This is a genomic window from Pseudomonas sp. 05L36 (assembly GCF_056398125.1).
This window is the reverse complement of sequence record NZ_JBFTOU010000017.1, coordinates 55,153-70,236: the sequence shown is the minus strand read 5'-3', so window position 1 is coordinate 70,236 and position 15,084 is coordinate 55,153. Positions and strand designations below refer to the sequence as shown.

11 protein-coding genes are annotated in these 15,084 nt (G+C 59.3%); 4 read left to right on the top strand and 7 right to left on the bottom strand.

Annotated features, from left to right (window positions below; translation table 11 throughout):
- Positions 1 to 9 precede the first annotated feature (9 nt).
- Complete coding sequence (locus AC1DKH_RS18680; protein WP_477760322.1) at positions 10 to 2,121, top strand: hybrid sensor histidine kinase/response regulator; 2,112 nt, start codon at positions 10 to 12, stop codon at positions 2,119 to 2,121.
- 173 nt (positions 2,122 to 2,294) lie between these two features.
- Positions 2,295 to 2,528, top strand: coding sequence for a DUF465 domain-containing protein (locus AC1DKH_RS18675; RefSeq protein WP_046038510.1), 234 nt, complete (start codon positions 2,295 to 2,297; stop codon positions 2,526 to 2,528).
- A 284-nt stretch (positions 2,529 to 2,812) separates the two neighbouring features.
- Here the strand turns inward: AC1DKH_RS18675 and AC1DKH_RS18670 are convergent, their stop codons facing one another.
- The 5 genes from AC1DKH_RS18670 to AC1DKH_RS18650 form a co-directional block, all read right to left on the bottom strand.
- The gene (locus AC1DKH_RS18670; protein WP_477798895.1) at positions 2,813 to 3,892 is read right to left on the bottom strand and encodes an SMP-30/gluconolactonase/LRE family protein; all 1,080 of its coding nucleotides are present in this window, start codon (positions 3,890 to 3,892) and stop codon (positions 2,813 to 2,815) included.
- The gene (locus AC1DKH_RS18665; protein WP_477798894.1) at positions 3,889 to 5,034 is read right to left on the bottom strand and encodes a sterol desaturase/SRPBCC family protein; all 1,146 of its coding nucleotides are present in this window, start codon (positions 5,032 to 5,034) and stop codon (positions 3,889 to 3,891) included. The genes AC1DKH_RS18670 and AC1DKH_RS18665 overlap by 4 nt, the downstream gene beginning before the upstream one ends.
- Before the next feature lie 106 nt (positions 5,035 to 5,140).
- Positions 5,141 to 6,004, bottom strand: a complete 864-nt coding sequence (locus AC1DKH_RS18660) for a LysR family transcriptional regulator (RefSeq protein WP_477798893.1) — start codon at positions 6,002 to 6,004, stop codon at positions 5,141 to 5,143.
- Positions 6,005 to 6,144: 140 nt separating this feature from the next.
- The gene (locus AC1DKH_RS18655; protein ID WP_477798892.1) at positions 6,145 to 6,459 is read right to left on the bottom strand and encodes an SCP2 sterol-binding domain-containing protein; all 315 of its coding nucleotides are present in this window, start codon (positions 6,457 to 6,459) and stop codon (positions 6,145 to 6,147) included.
- Between the two features lie 64 nt (positions 6,460 to 6,523).
- Complete coding sequence (locus AC1DKH_RS18650; RefSeq protein WP_477798891.1) at positions 6,524 to 7,234, bottom strand: histidine phosphatase family protein; 711 nt, start codon at positions 7,232 to 7,234, stop codon at positions 6,524 to 6,526.
- Between the two features lie 201 nt (positions 7,235 to 7,435).
- Here AC1DKH_RS18650 and sohB point away from each other — a divergent pair, with 201 nt between their 5' ends.
- Positions 7,436 to 8,458, top strand: a complete 1,023-nt coding sequence (gene sohB / locus AC1DKH_RS18645) for a protease SohB (protein WP_477755525.1) — start codon at positions 7,436 to 7,438, stop codon at positions 8,456 to 8,458.
- Between the two features lie 190 nt (positions 8,459 to 8,648).
- Positions 8,649 to 12,527, top strand: coding sequence for a dermonecrotic toxin domain-containing protein (locus tag AC1DKH_RS18640; protein ID WP_477798890.1), 3,879 nt, complete (start codon positions 8,649 to 8,651; stop codon positions 12,525 to 12,527).
- Between the two features lie 72 nt (positions 12,528 to 12,599).
- Here AC1DKH_RS18640 and AC1DKH_RS18635 read toward each other — a convergent pair whose 3' ends face one another.
- Together AC1DKH_RS18635 and AC1DKH_RS18630 are read right to left on the bottom strand one after the other, a co-directional pair.
- On the bottom strand, positions 12,600 to 13,094 hold the full coding sequence (locus AC1DKH_RS18635) for a DUF934 domain-containing protein (RefSeq protein ID WP_477798889.1): 495 nt from the start codon (positions 13,092 to 13,094) through the stop codon (positions 12,600 to 12,602).
- On the bottom strand, positions 13,078 to 14,736 hold the full coding sequence (locus tag AC1DKH_RS18630; protein ID WP_477798888.1) for a nitrite/sulfite reductase: 1,659 nt from the start codon (positions 14,734 to 14,736) through the stop codon (positions 13,078 to 13,080). Before AC1DKH_RS18630 ends, AC1DKH_RS18635 begins: the two co-directional genes overlap by 17 nt.
- Positions 14,737 to 15,084: the final 348 nt, after the last annotated feature.

Here is a 15,084-nt window from a genome sequence, read left to right as displayed (position 1 = left end):
AGTCAAACCATGCAGTTTCTCGAGGATAGCCACGGGTGTTCCGGGTGGAACGGCGAAATGGCCGGGCGCATTCGTGCGTTCGACTGGAGCCTGACCGAACTTGGCCCACTCGATTCATGGTCCAGGAGCCTGAGCAGCGCGGTGCAGTTGATGCTCGCGTCCTCGCTGCCGATGGTGATGCTCTGGGGGCAGCCCGGGTACATGATCTATAACGATGCTTACTCCAAGTTTGCCGGTGGGCGTCATCCGTACCTGCTGGGGTCTACGGTGGAGCTGGGTTGGCCAGAAGTCGCCGAATTCAATCGCCACGTAGTCGACACCTGCCTGGCGGGCGGCACCTTGTCCTATCGCAACAAAGAACTGGTGCTGCTGCGTGACGGGGTTCCGGAACATGTCTGGATGGACCTCTACTACAGCCCGGTGGCTGATGATGACGGACGTCCGGCCGGGGTCATGTCCATGGTGGTGGAAACCACGGAGCGGGTGATATCCGAGCACCGGCGACAAGTGGCTGAAGACGCTTATCGTGCGGATAACGAGCGGGTGCGCCTGGCATTGAACGCCGGTGCCTTGCTCGGTTCCTTTGTCTGGGACATCAAGACCAACGTGTTGTCGGGTGATGAGCGATTCGCTCGCACGTTCTCTTATCCACCCGGGCAAGACTTGGGCAATCTGTCACAGGAGATCGTCGAAGGGCGGATCCATCCGGACGACCGCAGCTGGGTCCAGGAACGGGTCACACTGTCGGTCGAGACGGGCGAACCCTACAACGTCGAGTACCGGATCCGGCGTCCCGACGGCAGTTACTTCTGGGTGCTCGCCAGCGGTTGCTGTGAATTCGATGAGCAAGGCGAGGCATTTCGTTTCCCTGGTGTGCTGATCGATATTCACGAACGCAAGACCGCCGAAGAATCCCTGCTCAAGTTCACCCGCAACCTGGAGCAGCGGGTGGCCGATGAGGTCGAGGCGCGGCTGGCGGCGGAAGAACAACTGCGCCAGTCACAGAAACTCGAAGCCATCGGTGGCCTCACCGGCGGTGTGGCCCATGACTTCAACAACCTGTTGCAAGTGATCGCTGGCAACCTGCACCTGTTGGCACGCCATGAGCCGAATAACCCCAATGTGCAACGCCGGGTCTCGGCGTCGATTGCCGCGGTCGAGCGCGGTGCCAAGCTGTCCTCGCAATTGCTTGCATTCGCCCGTCGCCAGCCGTTGTCGCCTGCGGTCTTCACGCTGCGGCAGATTTTCGATGGCCTGGCGGAGCTGTTGCAACGTGCCTTGGGTGAAACCCTTCAGGTGCACATGGCAGCGCCTGAGGATTCCTGGAATGTGTTTGTCGATCGCAATCAACTGGAAAACGCCATTCTCAACCTGGCGATCAATGCCCGGGACGCCATGCAGGGTGAGGGGACCATTGATCTTTGCGCGGACAACATCGTCCTGGGTCGCCAATTTTGCGCCGGCAAGGGCATTGCTGCCGGGGACTATGTACGGGTGTCCGTGGCGGACACCGGTGTCGGCATGCCGCCGCAGGTGCTGGCCCAGGCGTTCGAGCCATTCTTCACCACCAAGGCCGACGGTCAGGGCACCGGATTGGGCTTGAGTATGGTGTTTGGTTTCGTCAAACAGAGTGGCGGTCATATCGAAATTGCCAGCGCCGTCGGGCAGGGCACCCGGGTGCAGCTGTATTTCCCGCGCACCTTGCGCTCGGCACCCAGCGAAACACCGAACCCCGACGTGCCGCAACGGGGTGGCCACGAGCGTATCCTGGTGGTCGAAGACAATGAGGCGGTGCGGGTATCGGCGGTGGAGTTGTTGCGCGAAGAGGGTTATCAGGTCCTCACGGCCACCAACGGTGACGTCGCCATGCAAATGTTGCTGGAAGGGCTGGCGGTGGACCTGATATTCACCGACGTGGTCATGCCCGGCCTGATCAAGAGTTCGGACCTGGCGGCCTGGGCGAAAGTGCAGGAACCACCGGTGGCCGTGCTGTTCACCTCGGGGCATACCCGCGACATCATCTCGCGCAATCACCAGCTCAGCCCCGACACCCACCTGCTGAGCAAACCCTACAATCCCGAAGCACTCAGGCAAATGGTGCGCACGGTGCTTAACGGCTGAAACCAGTGGAGGCGCGGGTGCAGGCAAAGGTTTTATCGCCTGTGCGACAGGACGACGAACGGACGCCGCTGGTCTGACAGGTGGTCGACAGAACGGGCTAACCGAGGCCATTCTGATAGTTGGTGAACGCAATTGATCGCGTTTCGCTGCCGATCAACAAACGGAGGTGTTCCATGCCGGTGCCCCATGACCTTTATCAGGATCTGAAACGCTCAAAGGAAGAAGTCCAGCAGAAACGCACCAAGGATCCGTTACTGGATTCACTGCTTAACAAGTATTCCCAGGCGGATGCCGAAGTGGTGAAAGCAGAGGAGGCCAAGTCCAACGATGACACCGTAAGGAAACTCAAGGAGGCTCGCCTGCTGGTCAAGGACAAGATCGTCAAGCAACTGGGCTCGACATCCTGACCCAGCGTGCTGCCACCGACGAGCGGTGGCCGGAAAGTTGGAACGGCAACCAGAACCGGCACCTCGAATGCTCAGAGACCAATGTTACGGCTCTCAACGAGGTGCCTCATGACCCAGCCAAAATACCCCTGTGAACTGAACTCCGCCCCCTGTAGGAGCGAGCTTGCTCGCGATGGACGTCAACGATAACGCTGGTTGGCAGGTACCCCGCGGTGTTCTCGGGTTTATCGCGAGCAAGCTCGCTCCTACAAGGGGGCTTGAGTGAAATCAGATGCGGGGACTGCTCATTGCAATGCCTTGCCCAACGGCAAACGCACCATGTTCTGCGCTTTCAGCGAACCGAAATACAACCAGTCCCCATACTCGCGCACTGTGGTGATCGGTGAGTAGTTGTCGCTGCTGCCGTCCTGCAGGTTGGCAATCACTTTGCCCTCAAGGTCCAGACCCAGGGCAAACCCGCGATTTTCCACGGGTTTGGGCAAGACAGTCATCGCCCGCACGATCATCTTGCGCACGAACGGATGTGCAGCCGTGCCATCGAGCAAGGCGTTTCGGGGGGCATACAGTGCCACCCAGAACCGGTCGTGACCATTGAACGACAGATTGTCCGGCAGCCCCGGCAGGTTGTCGATGAACAGGTCATGGGTGCCGGCCTTCGGACCGCTGAGCCAATAACGGCTGATGCGGTAGGCCCCGGTTTCATTGACCAGTACATAGGCATCGTCCGGCCCCAGGGTCACGCCGTTGGCAAACTCCAGCTTATCCAGCACAACCGACGTTTTGCCGGTCTGGAAGTCGTAACGCAGCAGTCGACCGTCGCCGCCGTGTTCGAGCACGGCCTCACCGTCGTGGCCATAACCAAAGCGGCTCGAAGCATCGCTGAAATAAGCGTAGTGACCGGGTTTATCGATGGCCACATCGTCGGTAAAACCGAAGGGAACGCCGCCGGCCTCTGTGGTCAAGGCCACCAGACGCCCCTGGGCGTCGAGGGACAACAAACCTTTGACGGCATCGGCGATCACCAGCAGACCATTGGGATGCCGGGCCAGGCCCAATGGCCGGCCACCGGTATCGGTCAGGACTTTGGTGGTCTTGCCATCCAGGCTCGTGCGGATCAGGCGACCGTCGTGCAGGCCGGTGATGAGCGTGTCGTTTTCCAGCAACAAGGCTTCCGGCCCGTCGATGTCGGCGGCACCGACGCGTTCCACCCCCTTGAGCCGCTGATTGTCGGCGTAGATTCCGCTGGTGAGGGACGGCGCAGGTTGTGGCGTCCAGGCCACCGGTCGCACTTTGGTCGGCATCAGCAGCAGGAAGGCGCCGATGACGACGATGGCCAGCAACAGACATTTGAAGGTTCTGCTCACGCGCCGACCCCCGTCGCCGCCAGATACTTCTGCGCCATGTCGCGCAACGCCAGCATCGACGCCGCCGATTCCCGATCGATGCGCCGCTTGAGCAACAACCGGTTGGCAATCCGCATCGCCAGACCGCTGAATTGATACTCCAGGGTCCGGACGAAACGCGTGTCGTTGCCCTCGACATCGCATTCATAGGTCACCACCAGCGACAGGCCATGATCACCCTGGGCCCGGGCGCTCCAGCGCCGTCCGGGCAAGTACTCCGCTACCTCCCAGCGCAAGTGCCCGTCGCGGCCACCAGCGCGGATGTCCTCTTCGAAACGTGCGCCAGCATGCAACGGGCCTTTCGGCCCATCGATATGCAGCGACGACGGATGCCATTGCGGCCAAAGGGTCACGGTGCTGGCGTAGGCCAGTACATTGATCGGGTTTCCGGCAATGACAACCTGATGCTGCATGCGGGTCATGGGCGTTCTCGTCGGGTTGAGCGGCACAGGTTCCGGTTCCCAGTAGAGGGTGCCGAACAGGTAGTCCATCAGCGGGAAAACGATGTTGAAATTACGCTCCTGCATCAGTTCGCGGCGGTGATGCAGTTCGTGCAGCCGGCGCATCTGGCGGATCCACGGCAATCGTGTGACCCGGTTGTGCGACGGCAGATGCTCGCAGGCATGAAACACTTCGTAAGTCAGGTAACCGAGGACAAGAAGGCCGCCGACCAATCCGGCGACGTTGGTATTGATGTGCTTGAGCAGCCACCAGAGTGGCAGGGCGACGGCGAGGGTGTGCAGCACGATCAGCCATGCCGGAAACAGTATCACCCGCCAGTCGCGGGCGCTGTCGCAGGTCATGTGGCCGGGGGTGAAAAAGCTGTGGTGGTCGCCGGCGTGGCGGGCATAAAACAGCCGGGCGAAGCCCTTTCTATGATGACCCAGGTGGCGATGCACCCTGTACACGCCGAGGTTGAACAGCAGCAGCGTGACGGGCACCGCCAGCCATTCTGTTGGCCGCACCTGATGTACGGTGCTCCAGAAAGCGCTGATCGCCAGCGCCCCGAACAACAGGACAAAAGCGCCGTGCAGCCAAGGGTTGTAGAGCGGATGAATGTCGGCGCGGTAACGGCTGCGGAATCCTTCGGTGGTCTGCCTCACTGCAATCACCTGTCGTTTTTGTTATCTCTTTCAGATTAGCCGATCCCGGTGAATTGACGGGCCGAACCTTGAGGCCACAACGGCCATGATCCGGTGCAAACCGGTCTCAAGTCAGCGGGTCCCAGCGTTGCGACCAGTCTTCGTCGGAATCGATAACCTCGCGCAGCAGGTCGAAGGCCCGTTGCAGTGTCGGCGAGTCACGATCGCGCGAATAGACCAGATAGGTCGGGTAGTTGAATTCCGGCGCCTTGGGCACCCGTTCCAGGGCGCCGCTATCCAGATAACTTTGCACGACGCGGGTGCGAAAGTAGCCGCTGCCGCCGTTTTCGAGAAGGTACTGCAGGCCCAGCGGGCCAAGATTGAAGCTCAGCGCCGCCTTGGCTTTTTCCGGCAGGGCGGCGTCGTGCTGGCGTCGGAAGTCAGCGCCCCAATCGATGTACACGTAAGGATCTGGCTTGCCGGCCAGGCGCACGAGAATCAGTTTTTCTTCGAGAATTTGCTCAACCTGCAAACGCGGCCAATACTCGGGCTGATACACCAGCGCGGCATCCAGAACGCCCAACTCCAGTTGACGCAGCAGGTTTTCACCGTCACGGATTTCCATGCGCAAGGCGTGGCTGGGGATGTTTTTACGGATTTCGCCGGCCCAACCGAGCATCAGCGGGTTGCACAGGCTCACTTCGCCACCGATGTGCAGCACATCGCGATAGCCCTCGGGCAATGGCAAATCACGCCGCGCGGCTTCCCAGGTTTGCACCAGTTGATTGGCGTACACCACGAACGCTTCGCCATTGGGTGTCAGGCGGGCTCCGGCGCGGTTGCGCACGAACAGGGTACTGCCCAGTTTGCTTTCGAGTTTCTGCACCCGCGCGGTGATCGCGGTCTGGGTGACATGGAGCTTCTCGGCAGCCGCGGCCAGGCTGCCGTGGCGAACGATTTCGAGGAAGGTGCGGGCGAGGTCAATGTCCATGGGGTGGCCGGTGTGGAGATTGCCGACATTGTAAGAGCACCACCGAACCTGTGGCGAGGGGGCAAAAACGACGAATCCCGCGACTAAGGGCGGGATTCGTTTGCGGCCTTGCACGCTCCCGAAGCTCGGGAGCCGGGTGCTTACGACGGGAACAGTTCAGACAGTTTCATCGCCAGCATCATGTCGCCTTCAGCGCGCAGTTTGCCGCCCATGAACGCCTGCATGCCGTCAGTCGAACCGTCGACGATGCCTTCCAGGGTTTCGCCGTCCATCACCAGGGTCACCTGGGCGTCCGGGTTCTCGCCTTCCTGCAGTTCGCAGGTGCTGTCTTTGACGATCAGCGAGAAGTTCTTGGTGTCGTCGATGCGGAAACCGAAGACCAGGTCCAGACCGACAGCAGCGGCTGGGTTGAACTTGGCTTTCATTGCTTGTACGGCGTCTGCTACGGAGGTCATGGTTCGATCCTTTCTTGGGTAATAAGAGCTGGGTGATTACAGCCAGGGTCACAATAGTCCGGACTCAGCGAAACGTGATGAGTTCCGGGGTCTTCAACAGTTGCAGGTGCGCATGACCGTTGAAGGAAGCCAGAGACACCTCGCGACCACGAAACTTAAGCTGGTTGAGCGAGGTGTTGACGATTTGCCAGTTCAATTCAAAGGCCTGCCGGGCAGGCATTTGCGTAATCAGATGGAGCAGGGCGGTGATGGTGCCGCCGGAGGTGAATACAGCGATTTTCTGGGTGTTGTCGGCCTGGTCGAGGATGCGATGCAAGCCGGCCTGCACCCGCTCGACAAACCCCAGCCAGCTTTCCAGGCCCGGGGTGTCAAAGGTGCCGGCGAGCCAGCGTTCGATGATCAGGGCGAAGATACGCTGGAACTCACCACGGTTTTGCGCGGCATTGCGCAGGATGTTCAGGGCTTCGGGTTCGTCTGGCAGCATGGCCGGCAACAGCGCGCGGATCACCGCATCGGCGTCGAACTCGTTGAAGGCGCAGTCGGTTTCCAGGAGCGGCACCGGCAGGCCCACCGCGGCGAATTGTTCCAGCGCGCTGTTGGCCGTGTGTTGCTGGCGGCGCAGGTCGCCCGCCAGGCAGCGGTCGAAGCTGATGCCGAGTTCGGCCAGGTGGCGGCCAAGGATTTCAGCCTGTCGAATGCCGGTCGGCGACAGGACGTCGTAGTCGTCCGCACCAAAAGAGGCCTGGCCATGTCGAATCAAATAGATGCTGCCCACGTCCGCGTCATCCCGGTGCGTTGAAGGTTTGGCGAGGTTATGAGGATGGCGGTGTACTGTCAATTAAAAAACATACGCTTGTTTGAAATGCCCGTTACAGGCCTGCTGCCAGAGGTTTCACGGCTGGTCGCAAGGTCGGCGCATGGGTATGCTGGAGGTATCCCGCGCGCGTTCGAGCCGCGCATCGTTTGAGGAGTCCCCGTGGAGTTTTTTTCCGAGTACGCCATTTTTCTGGCCAAGACCGTGACCCTGGTGATCGCCATTCTGGTGGTCCTGGCCAGTTTTGCGGCCTTGCGCAGCAAGGGACGGCGCAAGTCGTCCGGCCAGTTGCAGGTCAGCAAGCTCAATGATTTCTACAAAGGGCTGCGCGAGCGCCTGGAGCAAACCTTGCTCGACAAGGACCAGCTCAAGGCCCTGCGCAAGACGCAGGCTAAAACCGACAAGAAACAGAAGAAAAAAACCGAGGCCAAACCCCGGGTGTTCGTGCTGGATTTCAACGGCGATATCAAGGCTTCGGCCACCGAAAGCCTGCGCCACGAAATCACGGCCTTGCTGACCCTCGCCACACCGAAGGACGAAGTGGTGCTGCGCCTGGAAAGCGGCGGCGGCATGGTTCACAGCTACGGGCTGGCTTCTTCGCAACTGGCGCGCATCCGCGAAGCCGGCGTGCCCTTGACCGTGTGCATCGACAAGGTCGCGGCCAGTGGCGGCTACATGATGGCGTGCATCGGCCAGAAGATCATCAGCGCACCCTTCGCGATCCTCGGCTCGATTGGCGTGGTGGCGCAGTTGCCCAACGTCAATCGCCTGCTGAAAAAGCACGACATCGATTTCGAAGTGCTGACCGCCGGTGAATACAAGCGCACCCTGACCGTGTTTGGCGAAAACACCGAGAAGGGGCGGGAGAAGTTCCAGCAGGATCTGGACATTACCCATCAACTGTTCAAGAACTTCGTGTCGCGCTATCGCCCGCAGCTGGCGATCGATGAAGTGGCCACCGGCGAAATCTGGCTCGGCGTCGCGGCGCTGGACAAGCACCTGGTCGACGAACTCAAGACCAGCGATGAATACCTCGCCGAGCGCGCCAGCAAGTCCGAGCTCTATCACTTGCATTACACCGAACGCAAAAGCCTGCCAGAGCGCATTGGCATGGCCGCCAGCGGCTCGGTCGATCGCGTGCTGCTGAGCTGGTGGAGCCGTTTGACCCAGCAACGCTTCTGGTAAGCCTTTAGCGGGCGTCTGCAACAAGATCAAACCGCGGATTTTTCGCGGTTTTTTTCGCCCGGAATTTCAGGTTTGTCATTTTCCTGTGGCCGCCGCGAAACGTCCTAACTGATCAGCCGAGCATTCCGACTTACGCTTGAGTCGCCGCTGGTTATTCTGGTGATTCCCAATAGTTTGCAATGGAATGCACATGAATAATCACGCCCATGGCGGTGCCCCAACACCCAATGTCCTGATGCACAACGAACTGAAGGCCGCGGTGGAGACCGCACTACCGCAAACTCCCGCTCAGTTTGGCGAGCGCTTGATCAAGGAAAAGTGGGGAGCCGACATTGATCCGCAGGCAGCCCTGCTGGTAACGCTCGACTATAACTACCATGGGCATCCTCCAGAGAACGGTATCCATCAGGGGCAGGTGGGGAGTTCCCGCACCCTGATCCAGGCCCTGCTTGGCAATTATCAGACGGTGGGTGATGGGCGCTTCGGCGAAACGGTGTTTGGTCTGTACACACCGCCCGACATCGGGCCGTCGGTGCGCATTGTCGAGAAGGTCGATGAGTTTGCTTATGTGGGCAGCGGTAACCACGACACCTATGAAGGCATTTACCGCGCCACGGTTCCGCAATCCTATGGCCCGCACACGCAAATCAATCTGCGGCCTGCCGATTTCAAACAGTGGGTCTGGGGGTTGTTTCTTTCTGATCGATACCAGGCTTATCTCGATCAGGCCTGGCCGTCGGACGCGGTCATCGCTGCTCCCGGTCCTTATGCCCTGAGGACATCGGTCAAGACTGCTTTCGTCATGGCGGCGTGGCTGCAGCATCATGAATACTGCCTGTCAAAAAAAGGCTTGGAGCTGGCCATGCGGGCGGCGGGGCTGCCGCCGGATCAAGCATGGGAAGGACTGACGATCGGACAATTGCAAGCGCCGACGCAACTGTCAGCAAGCGTCGAGGCTAGCCGTTTGAAGCTCTATCGATACACGGCGAGGGATATCTGGTGCTACCGAGACCGATCCAGCGACCGAGTGCTGTTGTATATCCCTGGCAACTCTTCACCCCTTCATGAATTCGCCGATAGGGGGCAGCTGCGTCAATGGCTAGTCGAACAGGGCAAGGCTACCGAAACGAAGCAGGCACTGGCTGCGCACTTCGCCGACGAGGAACGCGAGGACGGTACGTTTCATGCCGGAGTGCTTACAGCGCTCGATGGCATGGCGATTTTCCCGCGACAGCATCACTTGACCAAGGAGTCGGGCTTCTTCAATAACGATGGTTATTGGGACCCGGCCGACTACATCGGCGTCGACCTTGCTTCCTCGAACACTGATCCGTTTGCGCAGTTGGTTCTCAGCATGAAGCAGGCGGCCATAGCCAGTAAGCAAACCATTCGCGACGATGCTCAGGTCAATCGCGACAATTTGAGTGCTGTCGTCGAGCCGATTGTGCAGTGGGTGAACCGTTTCGGTCCCTTGGCGTTATTTGTACCGGGAGGCGAGGGGTTGTTGGCCCTGGCCGGACTGATCGATGCCGGTTTTGGCCTGGATCAGGTTATTAGTGGCAAGACGGCCAGTGACCGTTCTCAGGGGCTCACCCGTACAGTGTTTGGCTTGCTCAATGCGCTGCCGTTGGCCGCAGGCGTCGCCTCGCTTAGCCGCGAAGGGGCGGATGTGGCTACGCTGGTCAGGACAGAGCACGGCGGAGCGGAACCGTTGGCGCAGTCCGGTTCCAGGGCGATTTCCGAATCAGCTGCGATCGAAACACCAATCCTGTCGTTGCCGACCCGTGTTGACCTTTTGCGTGGCGTCGGTGCGCCTGTAGGGACTTTCAGTGATGAGGTGCTGGCACAGATCGGCAAGGTCAGCGCGGTCGATGACGACATGCTGCGTCTGATGCAGGCAGGGCGAACGCCGACGCCTTTGCTGGCCGACACCGTCGACCGCTTCAGGATCGATCAAGAGGTCGCCGCGCTGGCTGATCCATCTACCGCTCCCGCCGAGTTGTTCAACCGTCGGTATCAGACGTTGCAACAGACGGAACACCAATGGGTCCGGTTGTTTCAACGGCAGTATCCCAATCTACCCAGAGCCGCCGTGGAGCAAATGCTCGATCGTTACGGCGTCGACTTCACGGCAGCCCCGGAACTCGCCGAAGCCAGGCAATTATTCAAACAGCTGGACAGCAAGGCGCGCCAATACCAGCAGCATGTGCGCCTCGATCGGGCTTATGAAGGGCTCTTTCTAAGGTCAGTGGTGAGTTCCGAGTCAGACACGCTGGCCTTGCATTCGCTGAAAAATCTGCCCGGGTGGCCAAAGGGGCTGCGAGTCGAAGTGCTTGATGGTTCCATCACAGGTCGTGTCCTGGATCGTAGCGGTCCACTTGATGCGCCCGAGTGTCGACGTCTGATCAAAGTGGGAGCCCGCTACCAGCATCATGGCCTGTCCAATGCGCCCACGAATTTGTATGAGGCGCTGGTTGGCGTGCTGTCCGAAGATGAGCGTTCGGTGTTGCAACTGTTGTCCTCGGACCCGGGCGCCGAGCTAAAACTCAAAATCAGCAACCATGCGTTGTCTCGTACCGAACTTGTCCTCGGACTGCATAGAATGGACTCAGGGCTGCCTTTCGAGGGACAGGGATTGAAAGGTGGCAGCTTTGGCTCATCGCAGGCTGTGACGTTGGCGCAGGATACGCTCAGGTTGCAGTACAAAGAGTTCTATCCCGAGTTTTCCGACGCCGACGCCAATCAAATGATGCAGCGGCTGGGGAGCAGGGCTCAGGCGTACCTTGACGAGCAGAAACAGCTATTGCAGCAACTGCACGTGGATCTGGAAACATGGTTCGATCAAGTGGCGGCAGACATTGACGATATGGACGTCGACTTCCTGCAAATGGGTGATCCCGGAACGGAAGGACTCACTCACCTGCAAATCGGATTACGCAATGCAGAACTACTGCAGGATACGATGACGTATGAACGTGAAACCAGAGGCGAGCTGGGTGATGAACTGGTTGCCATCTTGCAAAAGCGGACGCCGCAGCAAAACAGCCACTACTCCGGAGATCATGTTGTCGGCTTTACGATAAATATGGGTTACGAAGACTTTCATCGACTGCCGGCGCTCAACGCCCGATTCGATGATGTGGTCGAGCTGAAGCTGAACAACTTCCATTTAGTCGAACGAGAAACCCTCGATGGTTTTCTGCAATGCTTTCCCGATTTACGTACCTTGAATCTGCAAGAGACCGATCTGCGATTGGCCAATATCAACGGACAACTGGAAAGTGTATTACCGTCTGTGATCCCACAATTGCAGCACCTCGAATCGCTGAATCTGCGGGCAACGCAGCTGACTTTTCGGGAAGATACTGCCGCGCAGTTAAGTCAACTGGTTAACCTTCAAGCGCTGGATCTGAGCTATAACCCGTTGGGTGTGCCTCCCTTAGTGCTGGGGATGAACCAGTTGCGAACGTTGAGGCTCAACGATACGGGAATCTCTACGTGCCCCGTTGGTGTGATGAATCAGCCATACATGACGCTGCTGGATTTGAGGAATAACCAGATTCATCGCGTTCCGCAGGCGATACTCGATCAGGCCATCTCGAGGGACCGAGTACTGCTGTGGAACAACCCGCTGACCGATGAGGACACCCTGCAGCGGCTGGTCACGCATCGAGAGCAAACGGGTATCAACTTGTGGCTGAGTGCGCCAGGACCTGACTATTCGGATCCGGTGGCCTGGTTGAACGGGGTTGAAGTCACGCAGCGAAGCGCCCGGCTTGGGGTCTGGCAGCGTCTGGCACTCAGGCAGGGCGGCGGGCGGTTTTTAGGGACCGTGAATACATTGACGCTTACCGCGGATTTCCGGGTCAATTATCTGGATCTTCAGGCCCGAGTCTGGCGTCTGTTGACCGACGCCGATGCTTCGGATGAATTGTGGGTACGATTGACCCTGAATCCATCGATACCGGTGGGCGCTTTCGATAACCCGCTTGCGGTGTTCACGGCACTGGAAACCGGTGCGCAGCTCTACCGGGACTGGGTGGCTTTGGGGCAACCGATTCCGATGTGACGATAGCAGTTTTGGGGTAACACAGCGAGACGATAAAGCCCTGATCCCGAGTGGGTTCAGGGCTTCATGTTGTCAACGACGACGGAACAGCGGCAGCGGTTCGTCGGTAGCGGCCTGGTAGGTCACCGAGAAGTCCTTGAGGCCTTCAAGGGCTTCGTGCGGGTCTTTGTCGGCGCGAATGGCGAACGCGTCGAAACCACAGCGATGCATGTAGAACAACTGGTCACGCAGCACGTCGCCAATGGCCCGCAATTCGCCCTTGAAACCGTAACGGTCACGCAGCAGGCGGGCGTTGGAGTAGTTGCGGCCATCGGTGAACGCCGGGAAGTTCAAGGCGATGACCTGAAAACTGGCCACGTCTTCACCGATTTCCTCGGCCTCTTCATCGGCGTCCAGCCAGATGCCCAGGCCGCCATCGCGGGCCAGGAGCATACGACTGTGTTCGCGCCACAGCTGCAACGGCACGATGAGGTCGTCGCAGTTGCTGATCTCGTCGATGTTGAAATCCTTGGGCAGCAGGTGCCAGGTCTCGTCGACGACCTCGTTGTTCTTAATTATTCGCTGCATAGACACGCTCCTTGAAGAGGTCGATGCCAATACGCTGATAGGTGTCGATGAAGCGTTCGTCTTCGGTACGTTGTTCGATGTACACGTCGATCAGCTTTTCGATCACGTCAGGCATGGCTTCCTGGGCAAAGGACGGGCCGAGGATCTTGCCCAGGCTGGCGTCACGGCTGGCGCTGCCGCCGAGGGAAACCTGGTAGAACTCCTCGCCTTTCTTGTCCACCCCGAGAATCCCGATGTGGCCGACGTGGTGGTGACCACAGGCGTTCATGCAACCGGAGATGTTCAGGTCCAGCTCGCCGATGTCGAACAGGTAGTCCAGGTCGTCGAAGCGGCGCTGGATCGACTCGGCGATCGGGATTGACTTGGCGTTGGCCAGGGAGCAGAAGTCGCCGCCCGGACAGCAGATGATGTCGGTCAGCAAACCGATGTTCGGCGTGGCGAAACCTTGCTCGCGCAACTCGCCCCACATGGCGAACAGCTGGCTCTGTTCAACGTCGGCCAGGATGATGTTCTGCTCGTGAGAGGTGCGCAGTTGACCGAAGCTGTAACGGTCGGCCAGGTCGGCCACGGCGTCGAGCTGTTTGTCGGTGATGTCGCCCGGTGCAACGCCGGTAGGCTTGAGGGACAAGGTCACGGCCACGTAGCCCGGCTTCTTGTGGGCCAGGGTATTACGCACGCGCCAGCGGGCAAAGCCCGGATGCTGCTGGTCGAGCTCGGCCAGGGCGGCGGTCTGGTTGTCCAGCGCCTTGTAGTCCGGGTCGACGAAGTGTTTGGCGACGCGTTGCACTTCGGCTTCGGTCAATGTGGTCTGGCCACCGCGCAGGTGTTCCATTTCCGCATCGACTTTTTGCGCGAAGACTTCAGGCGTCAGCGCTTTCACCAGAATCTTGATCCGCGCCTTGTACTTGTTGTCGCGACGGCCATAGCGGTTGTAGACCCGCAGGATGGCGTCGAGGTAGCTCAACAGGTCTTGCCACGGCAGGAATTCATTGATGAACGCGCCCACGACCGGCGTACGGCCCAGGCCACCACCGACCAGCACGCGGAAACCCAGTTCGCCGGCGGCGTTGTGCACCGGTTCAAGGCCAATGTCGTGGACTTCGATGGCGGCGCGGTCGGAGGTAGAACCGTTGACGGCGATCTTGAACTTGCGCGGTAGATAAGCGAATTCCGGGTGGAACGTGGTCCACTGGCGGACGATCTCGCACCATGGGCGCGGGTCGATCAGCTCATCGAAGGCCACACCGGCGAACTGGTCGGTGGTGACGTTGCGCAGGCAGTTGCCGCTGGTCTGGATCGCATGCATCTGCACGGTCGCGAGTTCAGCCAGGATGTCCGGGATGTCTTCCACGGCCGGCCAGTTGAACTGCACGTTCTGCCGGGTACTGATGTGGGCGTAGCCCTTGTCGTAGTCGCGGGCAATTTTGGCCATCATTCGCATCTGGCGCGAAGTCAGTTGGCCGTAAGGCACGGCGACTCGCAACATCGGCGCGAAACGCTGGATATAAAGGCCATTTTGCAGGCGCAGGGGGCGGAATTCTTCTTCGCTCAGCTCGCCTGCCAGATAGCGTCGGGTCTGATCACGGAACTGCTTGACGCGGTCCTCGATGATCCGCTGATCGTATTCGTCGTATACGTACATATAAGTCCTGTTCTCAGGCTTGGGCCGGTCGGAAACAGCGGCGTTTTTTGGCTTGCTGGCGTCCGATAAAACCTCGGCAATTCTGCGCGCACGGCCGCGCACTCCCAACGGAGCCGGGGCAAGATACCAGTTTGCAGTTATGCGTAAAAGTGATGTTTGAGCATATGTAAAGAACCAAATCGCCTAATGAGAATCTTTGTTGCAAAGCCCCTGTTTGTGGTGCGGGCAATCGTCGTCTTTACTCTGCTCGAGTCTTTATGCAATCACCGATAAAACCGACAAGAGGCGATGCAATGAGCAACCCAACCAAAGCACGGAAAAGCGATAGCACCGTTGATGCCTGGGCAA

Coding starts and splice junctions, on each gene's coding strand:
- AC1DKH_RS18660 (WP_477798893.1), bottom strand. CDS start 6,004: ATGGACATTGACCTCGCCCGCACCTTCCTCGAAATCGTTCGCCACGGC.
- AC1DKH_RS18630 (WP_477798888.1), bottom strand. CDS start 14,736: ATGTACGTATACGACGAATACGATCAGCGGATCATCGAGGACCGCGTC.
- AC1DKH_RS18640 (WP_477798890.1), top strand. CDS start 8,649: ATGAATAATCACGCCCATGGCGGTGCCCCAACACCCAATGTCCTGATG.
- AC1DKH_RS18680 (WP_477760322.1), top strand. CDS start 10: ATGCAGTTTCTCGAGGATAGCCACGGGTGTTCCGGGTGGAACGGCGAA.
- AC1DKH_RS18655 (WP_477798892.1), bottom strand. CDS start 6,459: ATGACCTCCGTAGCAGACGCCGTACAAGCAATGAAAGCCAAGTTCAAC.
- AC1DKH_RS18675 (WP_046038510.1), top strand. CDS start 2,295: ATGCCGGTGCCCCATGACCTTTATCAGGATCTGAAACGCTCAAAGGAA.
- AC1DKH_RS18635 (WP_477798889.1), bottom strand. CDS start 13,094: ATGCAGCGAATAATTAAGAACAACGAGGTCGTCGACGAGACCTGGCAC.